Raw genomic sequence first — 19,455 nt, 5'->3', positions numbered from 1 at the left:
CTGCCATGACCACCTTTGACCCCACCATGCCCTCCACCACCGAAAGCGGCGAACCCCGCCAATCCGACTCCTACTCCATGAGCGTCGGCGCTGACGGCCCCCTACTGCTCCACGACGTCAACCTCGTCCAAAAGCTTGCCCGCTTTGACCGCGAGCGCGTCCCCGAACGCTCCCCGCACGCCAAGGGTTCGGGCGCCTTCGGTGAATTCCGCGTCACCGGCGACGTGTCCGCCTACACCAAGGCAGGCCTCTTCCAGCCCGGCACCACCACCCCCGTCCTCACCCGCTTCTCCACCGTCGCAGGCGAGCTCGGCTCCCCCGACACCTGGCGTGACGTGCGCGGCTTCGCCGTGCGCTTCTACAGCCAGGAAGGCAACTTCGACATCGTCGGCAACAACACGCCGATCTTCTTCCTGCGCGACCCCATGAAGTTCCCCGACTTCATCCACTCCCAAAAGCGCCTACCCGACTCGGGCCTGCGCGACGCCAATATGCAGTGGGACTTCTGGACGCTTTCGCCAGAAAGCGCACACCAGGTCGCCTACCTCATGGGCGAGCGCGGCCTGCCCCGCACCTGGCGCCACATGAACGGCTACTCCTCCCACACCTACATGTGGGTCAATGCCGCGGGTGAAAAGTTCTGGGTGAAGTACCACTTCCTCACCAACCAGGGCGTGGAAAACATGACCGGCGCCGAGGCCGTCGAACTGGCCGGTAAGGACGCTGACTTCCACCGCCGCGACCTCTTCGAAGCCATCAAGGACGGCGACTTCCCCTCCTGGACCCTGCAGGTGCAGATCATGCCCTACGAGGACGCGAAGACCTACCGCTTCAACCCCTTCGACCTGACGAAGGTGTGGCCCCTGGCCGACTACCCCCGTATCGAGGTCGGCACCCTGACCCTGAACGAAAACCCCACCAATCACTTCGCGCAGATCGAGCAGGCCGCCTTCTCGCCGTCGAACACCGTGCCTGGCACCGGCGTGTCCCCCGACAAGATGCTGCTGGCACGCATCTTCTCCTACCCTGACGCGCAGCGTCACCGCGTGGGCACCAACTACAACCAGCTGCCCGTCAACGCCCCCATCTGCCCGGTCAACTCCTACGACAAGGAAGGCCACATGCAGTACCACCACTCCGGTGCTGCGCCGGTCTACGCCCCCAACTCCTATGGGCGCGCCTACCAGGCTGAGGAAATGGTCGTCGAGAATGGTTGGGAAGCAGATGGGGCGATGGTGCGCGCCGCCTACAGCCTGCACGCCGAGGACGACGACTTCGGCCAGGCGCACACCCTGGTGCGCAAGGTTTACACCGATGAACAGCGCGAACGCCTCATTGACACTGTGCTTGGTTCCCTTGAAGGCGTTGTGGAGCCGGTGCTGTCTCGCGTGTTCGAATACTGGCGCAATATTGACCAGGAAGTGGGCGACACCCTCGAAGCCCGCTACCGCGACACTCACTGAGCGGATAACCAGCACCCAGCATGAACGCCCAGATCCTCGGGGGTGCCTGCCCGCGACCTTTGCTGGGGACGAGCAGGGCAGGACACTCTCAGGACTGGGCTGAGAAGATCAGCTGAAAAGTCGGCGTGAAAAGCCAGCGTAAAAAGCTGAGTTGAAAAGCTGGCCCACGGCTGGGGTGAAAGCTGCTCAGATGAACAGGGGTGGGGGGGTTGCCATTGGCAACGCCCCCACCCCTGTCCCTGTCACACCCGTTCAGCAGGAGTTTTTCCTCTGAATCGGTTAGCGTTTTCCACAACCGCCACGCATTCTGGGAGCCCCCATGACTCTTCATGTCCCTACCGCAGCACCCCTGGCTGCCGCCCTCGCCTCAATCACGGCGCCACTGCCTGCGGGATACACGCCCTCGACCACCGCCGTCGCTGGCAGCGTCTGGCTTACCGCCCTTGTCGGGGTCATCCCTCTCCTACTGTTCTTCGTGCTCCTGGGCGTATTCAAAGTCAAAACCCACTGGTGCTCCCTGGCCTCCCTCGTCCTCGCCATCATCCTGGCCGTCTTCGCCTTCGGCATGCCCCTGCCCCTGACCCTCCTGTCGGCCACCCAAGGCATCGCACTCGGCCTCGTCCCCATCATCTACATCATCATCGCCGCCGTGTGGCTCTACAGCCTCACTGAAAAATCAGGACGCAGTAACGACCTGCGCGCCGTCTTCAACTCCATCGGCAAAGGTGACATGCGCGCCCAAGCCCTCATCGTCTCCTTCTCCTTCTGCGGCCTCATGGAAGGCCTCGCCGGCTTTGGCGCACCCGTGGCGATCACCGGCGCAATGCTCGTCGCCCTCGGCGTGCCCGCCATCAAAGCCGCCGTCCTCACCGTGGTCGGTAACGCCATCAACGTCGGTTTTGGCGCCATGGCTATCCCAATCACCACCGCCGGACGTCTCGGCGGCGAAAGCCCCCTCTACGTGGGCGCCCTCATGGGCCGCCTGAGCTGGATCCTCGCCGCTTTTATCCCCCTTATCCTCCTGGGCATCATGGACGGCGCTCGCGGCGTGAAACAGCTTTGGCCCCTCGCCCTCGTCGCAGGCGGCGCCACCGCCGCAGGCCACTTCTTCGTCCCAACCTTCTCTTACGAACTCACCGCCGTTACCGCATCCCTCCTGGGTCTGGCCGCCTCCGCCCTGTTCCTTCTCGTGTGGACCCCCACCACCCCCGAGGAAGAACGCAGCCACGTCGACACCGCCAACGCACCCAACGGCCAGCGCATCGCCTTGGCCCTCCTGCCCTACGTCCTTGTGGTCGTCGTCATTGGCCTGACCAAACTCTGGCGCATCGGCGTCGACGTTGATGCCGCGCTCAAAACCACCGACATCAAGATTCCCTGGCCGGGCCTGCATGGGGAACTCCTCACCCCATCGGGCGAGCCCTCCGGCTCAGCCGTCTACACCCTGCAAATCCTGTCCAACCCCGGCACCTGGATCTTCGTCACCGGCCTTATCGTCGCCGTGGTCTACGCCGCCTACGGCAAGCCCGGCAGCTTCGACATGCCGTTGTCGCGCTCCCTGGCCGCCCTGCCACAGACCATCTACAACCTGCGCCTGTCCCTGCTGACCATCGCCCTGGTCATGGGCCTGGCTTTCGTCATGAACTTCTCGGGCCAGACCACCGCCATCGGTGCCGCCCTCGCTGGGACCGGCGCGGCCTTCGCCTTCCTCTCGCCCCTGCTGGGGTGGACGGGCACGGCGGTTGCCGGATCGGCCACCAGCGCTGGCGCCCTCTTCGCGAACCTGCAGGCCACAGCTGCGGCGGGCGCCAACCTCGATCCCGGCGTGCTCCTAGCCGGTAACACCATCGGCGGTGGCCTGGGAAAGATCGTCTCCCCACAAAACCTCACCGTCGCCGCCACCGCCATTGGCGAGCCAGGCTCAGAAGCGGAGATCCTGCGCAAGGCCGCGCCCTTCTCGATCGCCCTCGTGCTGACGCTGTGCGCCCTGGTGTTCATGGCCTCCCAGGGCTGGTTTGGCGCCTACCTGCCTGAACCCGCTGCCTTCCCCAGTGGGGCGGGCGCCTGAGCGAGGCTATTTCGTACCGCTCATGTGACGTTAAGGCAGTTCAGCCTGCCCTGAATGACGTGCGCAAACACTGACTTTTTGGCGGAATTCCACAGCCTGATCATTTGTGCTGCCATCGTGGTCAAAGTGTTCTAGCGTCGGAGGCATCACGGACCCGGCCATGTCAGGCCCCCGGACGGCCACCCCTTCCGACGACCGCAAGGAGGAGCACATGCGTTTTGCGCTCTTTGCCACCTGCATCGGTGACTCCATGTTCCCGCAGGCTCCGCAGGCAACCGTCACCATCCTCGAACGTCTCGGCCACGAGGTCGTCTTCCCCGACAAACAAGTGTGCTGCGGGCAGATGCACGCCAACACCGGCTACTTCAAAGAAGCCGGATCCATCATCGCCAACCACGTGCGCACCTTCGCCCCCGTCCTCGACGGCGAATGGGACGGCATTGTCGTCCCCTCGGGCTCTTGCACCGGTGCCACCCGCCACGAACAGTCCATGGTCCTTGAGCACATCGGTGAGGATGAACTGGCCAAACAGGCCCGCCTCATCGCCAAGCACACCTACGACCTGTCCGAAGTACTCGTCGACGTCCTGGGCGTGACGGACGTAGGCGCCTACTTCCCCCACCGCGTCGTCTACCACCCCACCTGCCACTCCATGCGCGTGGCAAAGGTGGGGGATCGCCCCTACCAGCTCCTACGCGCCGTGCAGGGCGTCGACCTCGTTGACCTGCCCGACGCGGAAGTCTGCTGCGGTTTTGGCGGCACCTTCGCGATGAAGAACCACGAAACCTCCGCTGCGATGCTCGCCAATAAGATGACGAATGTGCTCTCCACCCAGGCCGAGGTCCTGTGCACCGGCGACTACTCCTGCCTCATGCACATTGGCGGCGGCCTGGCGCGCCTAAACTCCGGGGTGAGGATCATGCACCTAGCTGAAATCCTCGCCTCCACGCAGGATGAGCCCTTCGTCTCCAACGTCTCCTTCGCCCCCGACTCCCTCGCGGCAGGTGCATGATGCGTAACGTTTTCTTGGGGATGCCCCGCATTTTCTCCCGCGCCACCTCTTCCGATATGGCTGGCGAGGCCGACGCCCTCGCCCCTTCCGCCGTTAACACCGGCGGGTGGATCACCACCGTCACCCCTCCGGCTAACACCCTCCGCTGGGGGCATAGTTTCCCCGAGGGGGCGCATGCGACCCTGGCCAATACGCAGATGCGCCGAAACCTCGGTTACGCGACGCGCACCATCCGCGGCAAGCGCGCCCTGCGTGTGGAGGAAATGCCCGACTGGGAGGAGCTGCGCGACGCAGCGGCAGCCATCAAGCACGAGGTGATGAGCAACCTGCCTGAGCTCCTCGTCCAATTTGAAGAAAATGTCACCGCGCGTGGTGGCATCGTCCACTGGGCGCGCAACGCTGCCGAGGCCAATGCGATCATCCTCGACATCATTAAGTCCAAGGGAGTGACCGAGGTCGTCAAGGTCAAGTCCATGGCCACGCAGGAAACCAACCTCAACGAGTACCTCAAGGAACGCGGCGTCACCGCCCACGAAACCGACCTCGCCGAACTGATTGTGCAACTGGCCGACGACATGCCCAGCCACATCGTCGTTCCCGCCATCCACCGCAACCGTGCGGAGGTGCGCGGCATCTTCCTCGACAAGATGGAAGGCGCGCCCAAGGACCTCTCCACCGACCCCCAAGAGCTGACGAATGCGGCCCGCATGTACCTGCGCCGCAAGTTCTTGGAGGCCAAGGTCGCCGTGTCGGGCACGAATATGGGTATTGCAGAAACCGGCACCGTCTCGGTCTTTGAATCCGAAGGCAACGGTCGCATGTGCCTGACCCTGCCCGATACCCTCATCACCCTCATGGGTATCGAAAAGATCGTGCCCCGCTTCCGTGACGTGGAGGTCTTCAGTCAGCTCCTGCCGCGCTCGGCCACGGGCGAGCGTATGAACCCCTACACCTCCATGTGGACGGGCGTTCACCCCGGGGACGGGCCGCAGGAATTCCACCTCATCCTCTTGGATAACGGCCGCACGAAAACCCTCGCCGACGAGGTCGGACGTCAGGCTCTGCACTGCATCCGCTGCGGTGCATGCATGAATATCTGCCCCGTCTACCAGCAGACCGGCGGCCACGCCTACGGCTCGGTCTACCCCGGTCCCATCGGCGCGATCCTCACCCCGCAGCTCACCCAGGGCCTCTCCCACGACGATCCGGTACACACCCTGCCCTTCGCCTCCTCCCTATGCGGCGCCTGCGGCGAGGTCTGCCCCGTCAAGATCGACATTCCCGAAGTCCTCATCCACCTGCGTGCCCGAACGGTGGAAGAATCGGGCAAGGTCCTGCCCGACATGTGGGATGTCGGCATGAAGGCCTCGGCCGCCCCCATGTCCAACGCAGCAATGTGGAAGGTCGCCACCGCACCCCTGAAGGCCACGCGCCTGCTGGGCGGGAAGAAGCAGCGCATCGGCGCACTGCCTTTCCCGGCCTCCATGTGGACGGGTGTGCGCGACGTGCCCGTCGCCCCCAAGGAAACCTTTAGACAGTGGTGGGAGCGCACTCACCCGGCGCAGGAGGAGAAGTGATGGACGCCCGCACCGCCATTTTGGCTCGCCTCGTTGACGCACTCGACCGCAGCCAGCGTGAGCCCGCCCCGCCCGTTCCTCGCGACTACATCCAGGTCGGTGAGAATGCCCCCGGTAGCGCGCCCGTCGTCGATGCCATGGTCGAGAGCCTCGAAGACTATGGGGCGCGCGTGCGCCAAGAGAAGAACAAGGCCGGTATTGGGGACGCCATTGACGACCTCCTCGGTGAGGCGCGCAGCGTCGTCGTCCCCGAGGGCCTGCCCGCCTACTTCTTCGAGGCCGCCGCGCGCAACGGTCGTGACGTTCGCGTCGACACCCCGGAAAAGCCGCTGACCAAGGCCGAGCTGGATGCGACCGACGCGGTGCTCACCGCCTCGCGTCTGGGCATCGCCATCTCGGGCACCATCGTCCTCGATGGTGAGCCGGACCAGGGGCGCAGGGCGATCACCCTCGTGCCCGATAAGCACATTATCGTCGTGGAGCGTAAGAGCATTGTCACGACAGTGCCGGAGGCAGTGGCTGTGCTCAATGAGCACCCCACGCGGCCCCTCACCTGGATTGCCGGACCCTCTGCCACCAGCGACATTGAGCTGGTGCGCATTAATGGCGTGCACGGCCCTCGAAACCTGGGGGTTGTCATCGCCCACTGAGGTGTGCACTTCCGACACTGGCGGCGGCGGAGGCGGCGGTGACCACGACGGCCCCCGCCACCGCCCTCGTTAGTAGTGGGTGACGACGGTGGTCCCCATCTCTGCCCAGTTCCACAGCCACTGCGAATCAGAGACAGGGATATTGATGCAGCCATGGGAGGATTCATCGGTGCCGATACCGAACTCCTTGACCCACGGGGCGCCGTGCAGGGCGTAGGAACCATGCCAATAGGACACCCAGGGCACGTCACGCTCACAGTAGGGCCACTCTGCGGTGCAGCCCATGTCCTGCTTGTCGTATTTGAGGTAGACGTGGAATGTGCCCGTCACCGTCTCATGCCCGACGCCGCCGTGGTTAATGAGGATCGGCCCGTAGGCTACCTCGTGGCCCACATAGGCCGTCAACGTGGAATCGGTCAGATTCACATCCACCCACTTTTCGCCCGGACGCGGCCGGTGCGCAAAACGTTCAGGGCCGGAGGGCACAACGCGCGAATCAAAGTCGGCGGGGACCTCGTCGTAGGTGAGGGTGGCTTTCACGGCGGCGGAGTTTTGCACGGCCTCAAGGATCTGAGCGCGGACGGCGTTCTCATTCGTGACGCTCACGCCGGGTTTGGCCGGGCGAGCTAGGGCAATGAACTGGCCGGAGGCGTCGACATTATTGATGCCATTGATCGGCGTGCGATTCGCTGCCTTGACGACACCATCAATCCACTTATTGATTTCAGCGGTGTTGAGGCTGGCGCTCAGCGCTCCGTTATTTTCCTTGACCGTCACCCATTTGACCTTGTCAGCGGGGGAGGCGGTGATGGTCTCTTTCGGGGTGACCACTTCGACGGTGGCCGACACGAGTTCATTGGCGGCCTGGGCGGCCTGTTCGGCTTCCTCCGTGGTGATTCGGGGGTCCAGGTGGTCCTCGTGAACGTTAACGCTCGTTGAAGTCAGGCTCTGCGCGGCTGAGTGGATGGCCTCCCTCAGCTCAGCGTCACTGGCTCCACGGCCGGCGGTCGCCGGCGAGGAGATGAGGGAATTCCCGTCTGCCGAGACGATGACACTACCCTGTGTGGGGGCGGCCCCGGTGAGCTCATTGACCGTGTCCGTGAAGGTCGTGAAGGTTGCCGCATCGGTGGAGACGACAGCGGGTACTTGCGTGGGCATGAAGAGTGAAAAGAGTGCAGCGTTGACAGTTCCGCTACCTGCGAGTGCGGCATCGGCAGTGGCTTCAGCGTCAATGCGGGCGCCGGTCTGGCTCAGGGGAACGGTCGTGCTCTTTCCTGCGATGGTGATCGTCAGCTGGGCAGATGAGTAGGAGCTCTTGATGAGGTCGGTGATTTCTTCGCGGGTCATCCCAGCGACGGAATGGTGGCCCACATGGACGCCCGGAAGAGCGCGATCAGTGTGATCTGCTGAGAAGTCAACGATGCCCGCAGTAACCCCGGCAAGAAAGAGCGCTCCGGTGAGCGTCGCCCACCAGAGTGATGATTTCAGCGGGGGTTTATTTGCATGCTGCACGAGTTGATCCTCTGAGTCTTGGCCGAAGGATTCACGCGGAAGTAGGACCTAATCTAACCTAAAAGGGCAGGAAATGCTGGAGGGTATCCCTATCTGAGCAGCAAGAAAGCATCAAAATATCTGCATTATTTCGTCTATTTAACACGGCTTTCTCCCCCTGCCTGTCCCTGCCCGACCCCGCTCAACGCCCCCGCGCTCCCAGGTGTGCGCCCACGGTCATTGTGGCCCCTAGAGTCCCTCTAAAGGTGTGGACGCACACGCGGGCGCGCGTCGCACAAAAACACCCATGGCGAGTACCCTGTGTTCTATGGGTAAAGCAAGTCGCCGCAAGAAGGTCATCAACCCCGCGAATCGTCCCGCCTACCGCGCGCCGATTCCTTTCGTGGACCGCCCCTTTGAAGGGCTCTCCGCAGAGAAGGAACTGGTCGCCATGCGCGAGATCATTCCCTGTGCCACCATGACAGCTCGAACCAACGCCGATAACGGTGGCGTTGAGTTTGACCTCGTCACCCTCGTCCCGGACGGCAATCCCGCCATGGTCCGCGGCGATGGTCGCATCCTCGTGGGCCTCCAAACCCGGTCCAACTCCGGTGACCTCTCTCATGACGTTGCCGCCGCTATCCTCGCCGCCATTGAACTGAAGAACAACGGTGGAGAAGGCGTTGTCGAAATCGACGTTCGTGAGCCCTCCCCCCGCCTTCAAGACATCCTCGACCTGGACTCCTTTGGCTCCATGGAACTGCGTGAGAACTTCGCCTTCTGGCTCAACCCCGACGAAGAACTCACCCACGAAATGCGTCACGCCCTCGAGCAAAACACCGAGGAAGTCATCCCCACCGAGGCCGTCCCCGGCGTTGACGGCATGTTCTGGTGCGCGATGAACGCCAACTTCGTCCGCTACGTCACCGACGTCGACGAAAACCAGCTGTTCAAAGCCCTCGCTCGCCTGAAGGTCGCCGACGCCGCCAACCTGGGTGAAGGGAGCCGCTTCGTTGGCGCCTTCCGCGCCTGCGGCATCGCCATCCCCGTCTTTGAACTGCCCGAGGGCACCACCGCAGCCGACGTCGCCGACGCCGCTCAGGCTCTTGCGAAGGGCGTGGAGAAGGCCCTGGCCGTCACCGATCCCCTCACGCATGACGAGCGCCGCGCCTACCAGGGCCTCGTGTCCCGTCAGGTGACCATCCGCTAAGAGGAAGTCCAAGGATCATGTCCCCACACCCACACGGCCCACACAGCATAGGGCCACGCCGAGTGGCTGCCATTATTGCGGCGCACAACGTGGGACATGACATTGCGACAACCGTCCGTTCCTGCCGGGCCATCCCCGGCGTGGATCTTATCGTCGTCGTCGATGATGGTTCGGACGACGACACTGGCCATCAGGCTCGCCTCGCGGGCGCGGTCGTGGTTCGCCACTCCGTCCCGCGAGGCCGAGCCTCCGCCCGAGAAACCGGCGTGAAAGTAGCGGCCATGCGCGATCGCGCTGACGGCCCCCAACGCCTCCTCCTCTTCCTCTCGGCCGACGTCGGTGAATCAGCGGTGGAAGCCTCAACCCTCGTTGAAGCCGTGATGAGTGGTGAAGTGGACTGCGCGGTGGCCGCGCCCGTGGGCCTGGAAGCTGAGCGGCGTTCCCTTGCTGCGAACCTTGCTGCAGCGGCGATCCGGCGGGCCACCGGTTGGGAGTGCCGGGCGTCCCTGTCGGAAATGCGTTGTTTCACGCGTGAAGCGCTCAATACGGCTATGCCTTTTGCTAATGGCTATGGCCTAGAAGTGGGGATGACCATCGACATGCTGTCAGCGGGCATGTCAATTGTGGAACTGCCCTGCTCCTTCACCCACTCGGGTGCTGATGAGAGCCTGGGCTTCCTGAACCGCAAGCAGCGCTACGCTGATGTGTTGTGGACGATTGCGAATCGTCGCCTGCGTCGCGTGCACCTGCCGGTGTCGGTGCGCCGTCAAGCGGCCCGCCAGCAGGTTGAAGGTCAGCCCTATCCGCAGCCTGCCGCCGCACGGGATGCCGACCTTCTCTCTGGCGACGCTCAATGAACGCCCATCAGGCCGCCGGAGCTTCCCTAGAGGTCCGCGTGCGTGTGCGTGGCCTGTTGGCCGGCATCATCGCTCAAGCTGATGTGGAGATCTGCGCCAACGCACAGGGCGTGACGCGCGTGATTCTAGGCGATCGCCTACCGACTGTGCCGAAGGCGCCGACGATCCTCATTGACGCCCCGGATGTGAAGGTGCCCTCGGGGTGTTTCACTGCGGGGAGCACCAACGCCCGTGAGGGCCTCTCCGCGCAGCCGGATGAGGCGCGCGCATGGCACCACGCTCGTCAGGCCGCCGAGGAAATCGCCGACTATCTGCGCGGCGAACGTCAGCATTTCACCGTGCCCCTTTCCCCCGCGTCGACCTCGCCCTTCACCGCCAGCGTCCACGAGGCCATCGCCACCATCCCTTACGGGCAGCGGCGGACCTACGCGGACCTCGCTGCCGCCCTGGGGAATGCGGGTGCGACGCGCGCGGTGGGCACGGCCTGCGGGAAGAATCCCCTGCCGATCCTCGTCCCCTGCCACCGGGTGGTGCGCGCCGATGGGACGCTGGGCCGCTACACGGGTGGGGATGGGATCAAGGTTGCTCTGCTGGCCCTTGAAGGCGGCGACCATGGCGGTCAGAGCGCCGAGCGCACCCCGCGAGGCTGAGCGTTGCTCTCTAAGCGTCGGGGCGAATCCGGCGCAGCCGCAGGGAATTTCCAACCACGCACACCGAAGACATCGACATGGCGGCCGCCGCGATCATCGGATTGAGCAGCCCCATGACAGCCAAGGGCAGCATCGCAACGTTGTAGCCGAAGGCCCAGAAGAGATTCTCCTTAATAATCCGCAGGGTCTTCTTGGAGATGCGCACCGCCAGGGGCGCGGCGCTCACCCGCGAGGTGGTCAGGACAATATCAGCCACGTCCTGGGCCACATCCGTGCCCGACCCCATGGCCATGCCCAGGTCCGCTTGGGCGAGGGCAGCGGCATCATTAACACCGTCACCGACCATCGCCACCGTCGCACCCTGAGAGTGGAGCTCGCGCACCAGGTCGTGCTTGTCGGCGGGCGTGACCTGCGCGTGGACTCGCTCAATGCCCAGCTCGGAGGCGACGGCGCGGGCGGCGCGCTCATTGTCACCGGTGAGGAGCACGGGCGTGATCCCCAGGTCACGGACCTGCGCGATGGCCTGGCGGGCATCAGGTTTGAGGGCGTCCTTCACGGCAAAAGCCGCACTGACGCGCGCCTTCGCTTGCGTGAGGGAGTGGGGGTCCCAGGTGGGAGCTTGGGGCGCGGCCTGCATGGCGGCCTGGCGGGCGGGAGCCTCGCGCAGCCCAAGGATGGTCGCATGGAAGCCCGCGGCATCGACAACGTCAGCAATCGCCTGGGGATCCCACTCGCGATCCAGGGTGACGAGGGCGGACTCGGTGGCGAGGTTGACCGAGGCGGACACGCCCTCGAGTTTGGCGAGCTTCTTTTCCACACGACGCACGCAAGAAGCGCAGGTCATGCCCTCAACCTTGAGCTCGATCTGGGGGAAGGCAAGGGTCGGCAATTCGGGGGCCGACGGGGTGGCTGGTGCCTCTGGCGAGGCGAGGGCGGGGAGCAGATGTCTGCTTGCGTCCGTGTTAGGCACGGGAGTGTCAGGTAAGGGACTGTCAGGAAGCGGGGCACCAGATTGGGGCGCATCAGGGAGGAGAGCATCCGCGCCGGCTGTACCAGGTGCGACCGCGCTGGCCGGGACGCTCACCATCATGACGACGGTCGCACCGGCAGCCTCGTGCTCTGCCTGGAAGGTCGAGATCTCCGGGGAGATCTCCACGCCAAGGGCGCTCATCCACGACGGCTTGCCCAACACCACGCGCTCAGAGCCGATCACCGCCGACACCCCATTGCCAGCAAAAGCGGTGAAAGCCTCCACTGGCACAGGGGGAATATTCTTCTCCCCGGCAGCGGCCACAATCGCCGCACCCACAGGGTGCTCAGACAAGGCCTCAACGCTGGCGGCCTTCGCCCACAAGGAAGGCTCGGAGGCGCCCTCGAAGGCAGCATCTACCACGCCCATACGCCCATCGGTCAGGGTGCCCGTCTTATCAAAGATCATCGTGTCAACGCGGCGCGTGGACTCCAACACCTGCGCCGAACGCAGGACAATACCCAGCTGAGCGGCGCGGCCCGAACCCACCAGCAAAGCGGTGGGCGTCGCCAAGCCAAGCGCGCAGGGGCAGGCCACCACCAGCACCGCCACGGCCGCCGTCATCGCAGCCTGCGTGGAACCGCCCGCAATTAGCCAGCCCACGAAGGTCGCGGCCGACAGGGCAAGCACAGCTGGGACGAACACGCCAGACACGCGATCCGCCAGACGCTGCACCTGAGCCTTATCGGCCTGCGCGGAAGCAACCATCTGGCCAATATGAGCCAGAGCCGTATCCTCACCCACAGCCGTCGCGCGCAGGGTCAAAGACCCCCAGGTGTTCATCACGCCACCAATGACCTCATCACCCACTGTGACATCCACCGGCACGGACTCACCCGTCATCAGGGAAGAATCCACGGCTGAGGCTCCCTCAATGACCACGCCATCGGTGGGCACCTTCTCCCCCGGACGCACCAGCACCACGTCCCCCACCTGCAACTGCGCGGTGGGCACGCGGCGTTCCACGCGGGCGCCAGCCTCGTCGGTGGTGAGCAGGACAGCTTCCTTCGCGCTCATCTCCAGGAGGGAGCGCAGGGCGTCCCCGGCAGCCAGGCGTGTGCGGGCCTCAATGGTGCGGCCGATGAGTAAGAAGACGACGATCATGCACGCGCCTTCAAAGTAAATATCAGCGTGCCCATGGTTTGCGGCGGGGATGAAACTCATCTGCATCGTCATCCCAATATGGCCAGCACCGCCGAAGAACAGGGCCCACAGACTCCACAGGGTGGAGGCTGTGACACCCAGGCTGACCAGGGTATCCATCGTGGTCGACCCGTGCCGGGCGGTGCGTAGGGCTGCCTGGTGGAAGGGCCAGGCGCCCCAGGTGACGACGGGAAGGGAAAGCGCTGCCACCAGCCACTGCCAGCCGGGGAACTGCAGGGGCGGGAACATGGACAGCACCATGACCACGGCGGAGAGGGGCAGGGAAACGAGCAGACGAAGGCGGTACATGCGCCTTGCACTCCTAGGGGGTGAAGGGTGAAAAGAGTGGGTTTTAGAAGTCGCGGGTGATGGAGACCAGCTCAAAGCCCGCCTCGGTCACGGCGTCACGCAGGGCGTCATCGTCCACGCCGGTGTCGGTGACGACGGTGACGGTGGAGGTTCCGCCGCTTTGGAGGATGACCTCGGTATTGAGGACGCCCGGGACCTCGGCAAGTTCTTCGGTGACAGTTGCCACGCAATGTCCGCAGGTCAGTCCATTCACGCCAAGCACGACGGTGCGATCGATAGCCACAATGCCTCCTTCAATTAGGACAGGGTTTCATTGCGAAACTACCGCTGGGGGTGGTGACTGTCAACAGCAGGCCTGTGAGGCTGGTGACTCCTTCTCCCGCGTGTGCGTCCAGGCGATTAATGGGCCTTCAGGGTGAGAAAAACCCCCTGGGCGCACAGCTGGGAGCAGTGTGCTTTTGGAAGGGGACATTGTCGGTGGGGGAGTGTGCGTGCTCGCACCCCTGGTTGGTGCGGGGCTGGGCCTCTGCTGCCTGCTCTGGGCGTGCAAAGATGTGCATAATCGACAAAAATGGTGCAAATCGAGGAAGTCTGGTGGAGTCCCAGAACCCCAGCGTGCGACCTTGCACCGCCAGTGGCCCCGCACCGCCAGTGACACCACAGTCCTGAACACGGCCAAGGTAGCGGAAGAAAGGAGGCCAGCAATGAGCCGAGCCGCGCAGATTCTCGCCGGGATCACTTCCCGGCGTTCGGCTGCTCAGCGCCGATCAAACTACGCACCCCGTCGTGTCCCGCATTCCTTCCCCCCTGGCTACCTACGCCGCCGGCTCCTCCCCCTCGCCCCTCCTGCACTACTGGCAACCACACTCAGCGGCATCTCAGGCCTGCCCCTCATTCCCAAGGGGCGGCGTACCCCGATCCGGGGTGTCGCCGACAGGCTTGCCACAGATGTGTCCGAGCGAGCCCAGCGCCTCTACTTCGACGAGCCCGGCCTCGACACCCTGACGGTGCGCGCCATCGGCACCTGGGCGCAACGCCTCGCCAACATCGGCCGCCTCTACCTGCGCACCAGGATCGCGCTGGGGTGGGATGCCGACGGGCGAGCCGCCACCATGCTGCCCCTGGTCCCGCGCCGCGGCTACGACACCCTCATGGTGTCAATGCTCGTCATTGGGACAGCCTTGGGCTACTTCAAGGGAGGGCCGGTCCATATCGCCCGCTTCTACGATGACTCCCTCACCCCCGCCCGACTGCCTCTGCCTGATGGTCAGCCCATCCCCCAACCTCGCCGCCTGCATGCCCCGCGATCCCTGGGTGATATGTGCGCCGACATTGATGACCTGTACTGGGCTGAAGGTGCAGGTCAAACCCTGAAAATCACGCGCGTTGGTGAGGGGGAGAAGCGCCGGTGGCTGATCTCCATGCCCGGCACGGAAAGCGTCGACCCGATCTCGAACGCCAACCCCGCCGACACGGAGGCAAATATCCGCGAGGTCCTCAACCTCCCCTCCTCCATGCGTGGCGGGCTCCTCAAAGCCCTCCATGACGCCATGGCGCGCGACGGGATCGCCCCAGAGGATGTCGTCCGAGAACCGGTGATGATCTGCGGACACTCCCAGGGAGGCATGGTGGGGACAGCGCTGGCGACAGCGCCTCCGGAGACCCTGGGCATCAATGTCAAAGCCCTCCTCACCTTAGGAACGCCCAGTCGACGCCTACGCATCCGAGACGATGTCACGATGATTGCCGTGGCGCACGATCAAGACATCGTGCCCTCCATTGACGGCACCAGTGCGCGTGTGCCTGACCACCGTGTGAGCGTCGGGCGGCGCCTCGTCCGTCCTCGCAAGGGGCCGTTGTACTACGCGCACGCCTCGGTGACTTACACCGAAACGGTGCACCATATGGAACGCAAGGTTGCGATCGCTCCTTGGGGTCGATTGCCAGAAGCTGTGGCGCGCCTGCGTGAATTCCTCCCCTCCGAGGATGAGCCCACCCGCGTTTTCTTCTACGAAGTCTGGCAAGACGTTCTTGAACCAACCCACGAGCACACCTGGTGCACAGTGGTGTCGCTGGAAGATTCCCAGTGGCAACCGGTCGAACACCGGATAGAGTGGGAGCCATCTCCCCTGATGCCCCTCAACTACGAGGATCTCCGAAGGTGGTGGACACGCAATGACGCCGAAACAAACACCTAAGCCTGGCCGACGCAGATTCCTTGGGGCTGCCTTCCCTCGGGGAGTGCCGCGCATGTGGGAGCCGGGTTCAACGCCGGTGAATAAGCAGCTGGGCGCTCGCGGCGCAGGGGAGCGGCGCCTGCCCCAGATTGACAACCCTTTGCTGATCGCGGCCGTTGGCGTGGGCGCGATGGGTGTGGGGGCGGCGCTGCGGCGTTTACGTCCGGGTGGACGAGGCGGCCGCCCGGAGCGTTTCGCGCAGTGGGTGTACAAGAGTCTGGAGACCGTGAGCTTGGGCGATGCGGAGCTTGATGCGATTGTGCGCGATATGAAGGTGGATGTCCTGGAGGGGTTTGGGAAACTGCCCCTGGTCAGTGTGGATCTGTATGTGGATGATGAGTCGCCCTTGTGGACCTCGGTGCTGGGTCAGGACATGTTGGAGGTCGTGTCTGAGCACGTGTGGAATAACCCGGAGATCGCTCCAGTTGCTGTGCGAGGTCGCCTGCTGAGTGTGACTGATGGGCATCAGGTCGCCGATATGGAGGCCTTGGGTTTTGATGGGGAGATTGCGCGCCCGGCGGATCTTTTTGAGCGTTTTGGCCCGCCAGCGTCGGATCCTCAGTGGAGGTCATGAGGCCTTTTGGGGCCTTCTTGGGGGAGGAGGCTGCTTGGGCACTAGGGGCCTTGTCGGTGCGCCTGTGGTGGTGTGAGACAAACACGGTGTGTGCCGGGAAAACTGTGGGGTCTGTGTGGGGCGCGCGCCCCACACAGACCCCACAGTTTTAGCGTGATTCTTACACCCAGGTGGCCATCTCTTGGGCGAGGCCAATGTAGGTGTGGGGGGCGAGCTCGGCCAGTCGGGCTTCGATTTCGGCGGGTAGGCCGAGGTCGGCGATGAAGGCGCGCATGTCCTCGGCGGTGACTTCGGTGCCGCGGGTGAGTTCCTTGAGGCGTTCGTAGGGGTTGGCCATGCCGGTGGCGCCGGCGATGGCGGCGGCGCGCATGGCCTGCTGGATGGCCTCACCGAGGACTGCCCAGTTCGCGTCGAGGTCTTCGCGCATACGCTCAGCGTTCATATCTACGCCGTCTAGGCCGCGTACGAGGTTGTCCAGGGCTAGCATGGAGTGGCCCAGGGCCACGCCAATATTGCGTTGGGTGGTGGAGTCGGTGAGGTCGCGTTGCAGGCGCGAGGTGACGAGCGTGGCGGAGAGGGTATCAAGCAGGGCCGTGGAGATTTCGAGGTTGGCCTCAGCGTTCTCGAAGCGGATGGGGTTGACCTTGTGGGGCATGGTCGAGGAGCCGGTCGAGCCTTGGGCGGCGAGGTTTTGGTGGAAGTAGCCCATGGAGATGTAGGTCCAACAATCGGTGGCCAGGTTGTGGGCGATGCGGTTGAATCGCGCGACGTCAGCGTAGATTTCGGCTTGGAAGTCGTGGGATTCAATCTGCGTGGTCAGGGGGTTGCAGGTCAGTCCTAGGCCCTCAACGAAGGCGCGGGTGGTGGCGGGCCAGTCAACGCCGGGTACGGAGATGACGTGGGCGGCCCAGGTGCCGGTTGCACCATTGATCTTGCCTAGGTATTCGGCGTTTTCAATGCGGCGGATTTGGCGGGAGAGGCGGTGGGCGATGACGGCCATTTCCTTGCCCATGGTCAGGGGCGTGGCGGGCTGGCCGTGGGTGTGGGCGAGCATGGGGATGTTGGCGCCGGCATGGGCCATGGCGACGAGGCGCTCGTGGAGGGTGCGTGCGGCGGGCAGCCATACGAGTTCGATGGCGGCCTTGATGGTCAGCGCGTAGGCGAGGTTGTTGATGTCTTCGGAGGTGCAGAAGATGTGGATGACTTCCCGCAGGGCTGGTAGGCAGGTCTGTGCTCCGAGGGTGTCGGGGGCACGGTCAAGGTGCTCGCCGATGAGGTATTCGACGGCCTTCACATCGTGGCGGGTTTCGGCTTCAATTTCGGCCAGGCGTGCGATCTCGGTGGCGCCGAATTGGTGGGGGAGTGCGCGCAGGTAGTCACGTTCAGCATCGTCCAGGCTCGGGGCTCCTGGGAGGAGGCCATTGTCGAGGAGGTGGATGAACCACTCGACTTCCACGTGGACGCGGGCGCGGTTGAGGCCCGCTTCGGAGAGGAAGTTTGCCAGGGGAGCAGCTGCGGGGCGGTAGCGCCCGTCAAGGGGAGAAACAGGTTCTCCCTGTGCTGCGAGGTCGGTGTAGCCGTGCGATGTCGAGAACAGTTCCTGCCAAGTGCTCATGCCTCCATCATTCCAGAGGAGGGTGCCTGTGCGCCCGCCTGTAGTCGATTCTGGACGGGCTGTCTGCGGCCGACTGTGTCGGCGGGCTGATGCTTGGCGGGCTGATGGTTGGCAGGCTGACTGTCTCCGAGCTGGGCTGGGGTTGGCGGTGGGGATGGGGTTGGAGGTGGGGCTGGGGGATCAGGGGGATTTTTCTGTCGGGCGCCCGGGTGTGAGTCCGATATTTTCTGCCCTGTGCTGGCGCATTTCTTTCCTGGGCGCACACGCGGGAGCGCAAGGTTGTTGTCTATGGGGTCCGGGACACTGCGGTAGGAAAAGCAGGGGTGTTAGAGGAAGCGTTGGACGATTGCCATGGTTTCGGGGATGTAGGCCGATCCGAAGAGCTGGCAGTGGATCATGAGGATGTGGAGCTGGTGGAGGGCGATGCGTTCGCGCCAGCCTTCTTCCAGAGGGGAGACTTCGTTGTAGGCCTCCCATATGCGTTGGGTGTGGGGTGTTCCGAAGACGGCGAGTGCTGCCAGGTCTTCCTCGCCGTGGCCTCCCTGGGCGGCGGGGTCAATGAGGACAACACCGTCGGGCGTCCACATCACATTGCCGCTCCACAGATCCCCGTGTGTGCGTGAGGCGTGATGTCCGTTGGTGCGGACGAGGGAGGGTTGGGCGTGGTCGTAGGTGCCGGAGTCGAGTTTGTCGTAGAAGCGCTCAAGAAGGGCGCGCTGCTGGGGGGTGAAGGGGGCGGCTTCACTGTGGGGTGCCAGGCGGTAGCGGGCGTAGTAGCTCCCCCAGGAGCGTGTTGCTGCGGTGGGGTGTGCGAGCAGGCTGAGTGGGGCGTCGCCCATCCATCCATTTCCGTGGAATCCTTCTGGTGGGGCTCCCAGGTGTGGGGCGCCAGCTGCGTGAAGGTGGGCCAGTTGGTGGCCGAAGGTTTCTGCTGCTTGAGGGGTGGGGGAGGTTGTGCTCAGGCGAGGTTCTTCGAGCCAGTCCGTGCCGTGGTCAAGGATGGGGACGATGGGTACTGCCTGCGATCCGGCGGCGGCAAGCCAGCGTAGGCCCGCAACTTCGTAGGCGATGCGGCCTTGACGAGAATCGCGCTTACGGACAGTGGTCACGGTTTCTCCGGGTGCGGGCGTAGGTGGATGGAGATATTGTCCCCTGGCGCCCGGGTGTGAGGTCAAGCCTGGACGAGGAGGATGGGGGAGTTGAAGGGGCTGGGCGCACAGGCGGGTGCTCAGGGTTGGGGCAGGGGGTTTCGGGTGGGGTTGTGGGTTGATACGAGGTGTCATTCCGACAATCAACCTTAGGTTTTCCTGAAAACAAACTGGTGTTTACCTATAAGAAATCGCGGTTCTTGTTAATTGATTATTGTATGTCCACAGGAATTCTTGTTATTCACAGGGTTTATCCACAATGTGAGTGATATTTGAGAGATATCCACAGGCAAGCGCCGACCTTTTTGTCCTCCTCACCTCACCACCTAATGTCGTTCTAGGCGCCAACGCTGATCTCCCGACACAGTCGAAAGGCGCTCCTCAACAGCCTGGAGACACACCTTCCCCTTGTGGAGCAGAA

Annotated in this window: 15 protein-coding genes; 10 read left to right on the top strand and 5 right to left on the bottom strand. The window is 64.0% G+C overall.

The features are described 5' to 3' along the window. Positions 1 to 5 precede the first annotated feature (5 nt). The 5 genes from HWX48_RS10630 to HWX48_RS10610 all read left to right on the top strand — a co-directional run bounded on the left by HWX48_RS10630 (position 6) and on the right by HWX48_RS10610 (position 6,770). Positions 6 to 1,463 carry a catalase gene (locus HWX48_RS10630; RefSeq protein WP_175957367.1) on the top strand — a complete coding sequence of 486 codons (1,458 nt, stop codon included), beginning with the start codon at positions 6 to 8 and terminating at the stop codon, positions 1,461 to 1,463. Between the two features lie 319 nt (positions 1,464 to 1,782). Further along, entirely contained in the window at positions 1,783 to 3,531 is a 1,749-nt protein-coding gene (locus HWX48_RS10625; protein WP_175957365.1) for an L-lactate permease, read from the top strand. A 211-nt stretch (positions 3,532 to 3,742) separates the two neighbouring features. After that, positions 3,743 to 4,543, top strand: coding sequence for a (Fe-S)-binding protein (locus HWX48_RS10620; protein ID WP_175957363.1), 801 nt, complete (start codon positions 3,743 to 3,745; stop codon positions 4,541 to 4,543). Next, positions 4,543 to 6,120 carry a LutB/LldF family L-lactate oxidation iron-sulfur protein gene (locus HWX48_RS10615; protein WP_175957422.1) on the top strand — a complete coding sequence of 526 codons (1,578 nt, stop codon included), beginning with the start codon at positions 4,543 to 4,545 and terminating at the stop codon, positions 6,118 to 6,120. The genes HWX48_RS10620 and HWX48_RS10615 overlap by 1 nt, the downstream gene beginning before the upstream one ends. Next, positions 6,120 to 6,770 (top strand): LUD domain-containing protein, encoded by a 651-nt coding sequence (locus HWX48_RS10610; protein WP_175957361.1) that lies wholly within the window; start codon positions 6,120 to 6,122, stop codon positions 6,768 to 6,770. Before HWX48_RS10615 ends, HWX48_RS10610 begins: the two co-directional genes overlap by 1 nt. 69 nt (positions 6,771 to 6,839) lie before the next feature. Here HWX48_RS10610 and HWX48_RS10605 read toward each other — a convergent pair whose 3' ends face one another. Then, on the bottom strand, positions 6,840 to 8,282 hold the full coding sequence (locus HWX48_RS10605; RefSeq protein ID WP_175957359.1) for a L,D-transpeptidase: 1,443 nt from the start codon (positions 8,280 to 8,282) through the stop codon (positions 6,840 to 6,842). A 307-nt stretch (positions 8,283 to 8,589) separates the two neighbouring features. Between HWX48_RS10605 and HWX48_RS10600 the strand changes: the two genes are divergently transcribed. The 3 genes from HWX48_RS10600 to HWX48_RS10590 are packed head-to-tail and all read left to right on the top strand — an operon-like array spanning position 8,590 to position 10,978. Next, on the top strand, positions 8,590 to 9,471 hold the full coding sequence (locus tag HWX48_RS10600; RefSeq protein ID WP_175957357.1) for a DUF5926 family protein: 882 nt from the start codon (positions 8,590 to 8,592) through the stop codon (positions 9,469 to 9,471). Positions 9,472 to 9,488: 17 nt separating this feature from the next. Next, complete coding sequence (locus tag HWX48_RS10595; RefSeq protein ID WP_175957355.1) at positions 9,489 to 10,328, top strand: glycosyltransferase; 840 nt, start codon at positions 9,489 to 9,491, stop codon at positions 10,326 to 10,328. Continuing rightward, positions 10,325 to 10,978: a methylated-DNA--[protein]-cysteine S-methyltransferase gene (locus HWX48_RS10590; RefSeq protein ID WP_175957353.1), complete on the top strand. Its 654-nt coding sequence runs from the start codon at positions 10,325 to 10,327 to the stop codon at positions 10,976 to 10,978. The genes HWX48_RS10595 and HWX48_RS10590 overlap by 4 nt, the downstream gene beginning before the upstream one ends. Before the next feature lie 10 nt (positions 10,979 to 10,988). On the opposite strand, the gene HWX48_RS10585 is transcribed toward HWX48_RS10590, so the two are convergent. Next, on the bottom strand, positions 10,989 to 13,460 hold the full coding sequence (locus HWX48_RS10585) for a heavy metal translocating P-type ATPase (RefSeq protein WP_175957351.1): 2,472 nt from the start codon (positions 13,458 to 13,460) through the stop codon (positions 10,989 to 10,991). A 43-nt stretch (positions 13,461 to 13,503) separates the two neighbouring features. Beyond that, positions 13,504 to 13,743: a heavy-metal-associated domain-containing protein gene (locus HWX48_RS10580; protein WP_175957350.1), complete on the bottom strand. Its 240-nt coding sequence runs from the start codon at positions 13,741 to 13,743 to the stop codon at positions 13,504 to 13,506. 421 nt (positions 13,744 to 14,164) lie between these two features. On the opposite strand from HWX48_RS10580, the gene HWX48_RS10575 reads away from it, so the two are divergent. Next, entirely contained in the window at positions 14,165 to 15,658 is a 1,494-nt protein-coding gene (locus HWX48_RS10575; RefSeq protein ID WP_175957348.1) for an alpha/beta hydrolase, read from the top strand. Next, complete coding sequence (locus HWX48_RS10570) at positions 15,636 to 16,271, top strand: pyridine nucleotide-disulfide oxidoreductase (RefSeq protein ID WP_254873079.1); 636 nt, start codon at positions 15,636 to 15,638, stop codon at positions 16,269 to 16,271. Before HWX48_RS10575 ends, HWX48_RS10570 begins: the two co-directional genes overlap by 23 nt. A 160-nt stretch (positions 16,272 to 16,431) precedes the next feature. Here the strand turns inward: HWX48_RS10570 and purB are convergent, their stop codons facing one another. Together purB and HWX48_RS10560 are read right to left on the bottom strand one after the other, a co-directional pair. Continuing rightward, entirely contained in the window at positions 16,432 to 17,886 is a 1,455-nt protein-coding gene (gene purB, locus HWX48_RS10565) for an adenylosuccinate lyase (RefSeq protein ID WP_175957346.1), read from the bottom strand. A gap of 326 nt (positions 17,887 to 18,212) precedes the next feature. Further along, on the bottom strand, positions 18,213 to 18,995 hold the full coding sequence (locus HWX48_RS10560) for a fructosamine kinase family protein (RefSeq protein ID WP_175957344.1): 783 nt from the start codon (positions 18,993 to 18,995) through the stop codon (positions 18,213 to 18,215). Between the last annotated feature and the right edge of the window lie 460 nt (positions 18,996 to 19,455).

Origin of the sequence: Schaalia sp. Marseille-Q2122 (genome assembly GCF_903645355.1) — a bacterium.
In the GTDB taxonomy this organism is placed as follows: Bacteria; Actinomycetota; Actinomycetes; order Actinomycetales; family Actinomycetaceae; genus Pauljensenia.
Note: the sequence above shows the minus strand (reverse complement) of the source record. Positions and strands in the feature narration are given on the sequence as shown.

Coding starts and splice junctions, on each gene's coding strand:
- HWX48_RS10630 (WP_175957367.1), top strand. CDS start 6: ATGACCACCTTTGACCCCACCATGCCCTCCACCACCGAAAGCGGCGAA.
- HWX48_RS10615 (WP_175957422.1), top strand. CDS start 4,543: ATGCGTAACGTTTTCTTGGGGATGCCCCGCATTTTCTCCCGCGCCACC.
- HWX48_RS10575 (WP_175957348.1), top strand. CDS start 14,165: ATGAGCCGAGCCGCGCAGATTCTCGCCGGGATCACTTCCCGGCGTTCG.
- purB (WP_175957346.1), bottom strand. CDS start 17,886: ATGAGCACTTGGCAGGAACTGTTCTCGACATCGCACGGCTACACCGAC.
- HWX48_RS10570 (WP_254873079.1), top strand. CDS start 15,636: ATGACGCCGAAACAAACACCTAAGCCTGGCCGACGCAGATTCCTTGGG.
- HWX48_RS10620 (WP_175957363.1), top strand. CDS start 3,743: ATGCGTTTTGCGCTCTTTGCCACCTGCATCGGTGACTCCATGTTCCCG.
- HWX48_RS10595 (WP_175957355.1), top strand. CDS start 9,489: ATGTCCCCACACCCACACGGCCCACACAGCATAGGGCCACGCCGAGTG.
- HWX48_RS10590 (WP_175957353.1), top strand. CDS start 10,325: ATGAACGCCCATCAGGCCGCCGGAGCTTCCCTAGAGGTCCGCGTGCGT.
- HWX48_RS10610 (WP_175957361.1), top strand. CDS start 6,120: ATGGACGCCCGCACCGCCATTTTGGCTCGCCTCGTTGACGCACTCGAC.
- HWX48_RS10585 (WP_175957351.1), bottom strand. CDS start 13,460: ATGTACCGCCTTCGTCTGCTCGTTTCCCTGCCCCTCTCCGCCGTGGTC.
- HWX48_RS10625 (WP_175957365.1), top strand. CDS start 1,783: ATGACTCTTCATGTCCCTACCGCAGCACCCCTGGCTGCCGCCCTCGCC.
- HWX48_RS10600 (WP_175957357.1), top strand. CDS start 8,590: ATGGGTAAAGCAAGTCGCCGCAAGAAGGTCATCAACCCCGCGAATCGT.